This is a genomic window from uncultured Meiothermus sp., from assembly GCF_937863175.1.
In the GTDB taxonomy this organism is placed as follows: domain Bacteria; phylum Deinococcota; class Deinococci; order Deinococcales; family Thermaceae; genus Meiothermus.
The window spans coordinates 1-2,994 of the sequence record NZ_CALMCQ010000363.1 but is presented as its reverse complement, the minus strand read 5'-3'; the positions used below and the strand labels follow the sequence as shown (position 1 = coordinate 2,994).

The window sequence follows — 2,994 nt, the reverse complement described above, 5'->3', positions numbered from 1 at the left end:
TTTCATACCGTGGGAACAGCTCCCGAGCCGGTAATTCTTTCCGCTCGGGCCATAAATGCCACAAGGGTGTATTTGCTGCACACCAAGGATACCGAGAAACTCTGCGAGCGGATTGAAAAGGAACTGGGCTGGGGGGTGGATCGGATCAAGACCCTTCAGGTAGGACGCAGCGAACCGGAAGACATTTACAAGCAGGTTCGTCAGCAGATAGACCGGTTAGACCCTACGGCTCCTATCGCTTTTGACCCGACGGGCGGCACCAAGGCCATGGTTGCTGGGCTTGCGATGTTTGCTTTCTCGCTAGCCGAGGAGGGCCGCACGGCACATGTCTACTACGTGGACAATGAAGAATACGACGACCAGCTTCGTCGTCCAGTAGCTGGAACGGAGTACCTGAAGCGCCTCGAGAACCCCCGCGATGTTGTTCCCGACTGGCTTTACCATCGTGCTCGAGAAGCCTACGCGCAAGGCGATTTTCTTCGGGCGGAAGAGCTATTTAGGCAAGCCTCAAAACAAGAAGATCGCGCTAATAGCCCGGAGGCGATTCTGTCGTGCGCCTACAAGATGCTAGATGCAGCTCAATTTCAGCAGGCAGGGGAAAGACTTTCCGAACTGCTGGATTTGCTGCAAAATCACCCCCACCGCCAAAGCCCACTGGTCAAGCACCAGACCTCAATTCAAGCTCATAAGCAGGGCCTCGAGGCCATCAACCAGCTAACCAATGCCCTTACTAGCAAGGAGAAAGATATTGCACCACTGGCAGACCGCATTAAGGTTGCCTGGACTCTTGCCGCGCTAAGCTTTATGGCCGATAGGCGGCTTAATTCTGGTCGCACCGCCGAGGCGGCATTGCTTAGCTATCGGAGTCTAGAGTTTTTCCTGCAGCACCGGCTGGCCTTGAGGGGCTTTGATACAGCTAAACCTGACTACGCGAGGCTTTCTGAAGCGGCTCAGACCAGTCTCGAGGCCCTCCAGGCTGCCTACCAGAACGAGCGAAAAAATGTGAACCTGAAGGCGGAAGATAACCTGGAGCGAAAGAACGCCCTAGACTTTATCAGCGCCTTTTTGTTGCTCAGGGTGCTTGGCGATGAGGCTGTCCTGTCGGTCAAGGCCAATAAGGTGATCGGCTTGGCCAACTCGCGCAACGAGTCGGTCTTTGCCCACGGCTTCACCCCGCCCAGGGATAAACTCGCCAGCGAACTGAGCGAGGTGTTGCAAACACTAACGCAGAGCGGAAAACTACCCGAGGTAGAGTTCAAACCCATTTCGCTCTCGTGACCCTCCACCTCACCGAGCAGTCCGCCACCCTCCGCCTGCGCCAGGGCCGCTTGCTGGTGGAGCTCGACCAGCAGATCCTGGCCCAACTTCAAGCCCGCAAAGTGCGGGCGGTGGTGGTCTGGGGCAATGTGCGCCTGACTACCCCGGCCCTGGCTTTTTTGCTGCGCCAGAGGGTTCCGGTGCTGTATGCCAGCCTCGAGGGTCAGCTATACGGGCAGGCCACCGCGCCGCAGGGGTTTTCCCCCCAGGTGCTGCGGGCGCAGCTCCTGGCCCAAAATTCGCCGCTGGTTCTGGCCCAGGGCTTTCTGGAAGGCAAGCTGCGCTCTGGCCTGACCCTGCTGGAGCGCCTCTCCCGCCAGGCCCCTGCTCCGATGCCGCCCCAGGAACTACAGGCCGCCCTGCAAGCCCTGCCCCTGGCCCAAAGCCTGGACGGGCTACGGGGGGTGGAGGGCAGCGCGGCGCGGGCCTACTTCGCCGGGTTGCAAAACGTGCTTTCCCCCTACGGCTTCTATGGGCGCAACCGCCGCCCCCCAGCCGACGCCGTGAACGCCGCCCTCTCGTATGGCTACGCGGTGCTGCTGGGCCGCACCCTGCTGGCTTTGCAGCTTGCGGGCCTGCACCCCGAGCTGGGCTTGCTGCACGCAGAGGGCCGCCGGGCACCGGCCCTGGCCTTCGATCTGATGGAGGAGTTCCGGGTGCCTGTGGTAGATGCCGTGGTGGTTAGGGCTTTTTTGCGCGGGGAACTGACCCCGTCGCAGCACGCCGAACCCCGCAATGGTGGGGTCTACCTGAACGACACAGGCCGCAAAACCCTGTTGCGCCTGCTCGAGGCCCGCTTTGCCCAGGAGACCCAGCACCCCAAAGGCTTCCGCAAGCCCTACCAGGAGCTTATCGAGACCCAGGCCGCCCGCCTCAAGGCCGCCCTGCTGGGCCGCGAATCCTACAGCCCTTTCTACCTCTGGAGGTAGGATGTCCGCCGAACGCTTCTACACCATTGCCTACGACATCCCCGACGATGGCCGCCGGGTCAAGGTGGCCAACATCCTCAAGAGTTTTGGCGAGCGGGTGCAGCTCTCGGTCTTCGAGTGTTGGCTGAACCAGGCCCAGCTCCAGCAGCTCAAGAAATTGGTGCAAAAGAAGCTCGAGCCCTCCCAGGACAGCCTCCGCATCTACCCCATTGGCGGCGAGGTGGAGGTGTTGGGTGTGGGCCAGGTAGTGGAAAACCCCGACTTCCTGATTTTCTAGTTCAACCGCGTTGCAACAACCGTTACCTTATTTTTGTATACAGAAAACCACGCGGCAAACGCACCTCGCGTTCACCATAAGCCCCAGGTTGGAGTGTCTGACCGCCTGAGGAATCGCTTTCCACAAAAGCCCCATTATGTTTTGCGCCAAATGCTATACTGCTTCATCGGGCCTCTCCCGGAGCGCACCTTGAAAGCTAAAATATACGATGCACAAGGCAAATCTTGACTGCGCGCATACGCCAAAGCGCAGAAAAGCAAGCACCCATCGCACCAAACGCCACTTTTTCCGCAGTTATCCACAGGCAACCTGTGGATAACTCGAGTTTCTCATAAATACCCCCCTCACAACCCCTGTACAGAACGGCACTTAACGGGGTATGCTGTCGCAAACAAAAATCCCCGCAAGGGGATTGAAACGCTGCACCAGACTGACGATAACGCTGTCCACGTTAATCCGTCGCAAACAAAA

The 2,994-nt window shown here is 59.1% G+C and carries 3 protein-coding genes; all 3 read left to right on the top strand.

Annotation, left to right across the window (positions count from 1 at the left end):
• Positions 1-1,278: TIGR02710 family CRISPR-associated CARF protein (locus tag Q0288_RS13590; protein WP_299431332.1), on the top strand; the 1,278-nt coding region annotated here is incomplete at its 5' end.
• Positions 1,275-2,246 (top strand): CRISPR-associated endonuclease Cas1, encoded by a 972-nt coding sequence (gene cas1, locus Q0288_RS13585; protein ID WP_299431329.1) that lies wholly within the window; start codon positions 1,275-1,277, stop codon positions 2,244-2,246. The genes Q0288_RS13590 and cas1, both read left to right, overlap by 4 nt.
• A 1-nt stretch (position 2,247) precedes the next feature.
• Positions 2,248-2,523, top strand: a complete 276-nt coding sequence (gene cas2, locus Q0288_RS13580) for a CRISPR-associated endonuclease Cas2 (RefSeq protein ID WP_299431326.1) — start codon at positions 2,248-2,250, stop codon at positions 2,521-2,523.
• Positions 2,524-2,994: the final 471 nt, after the last annotated feature.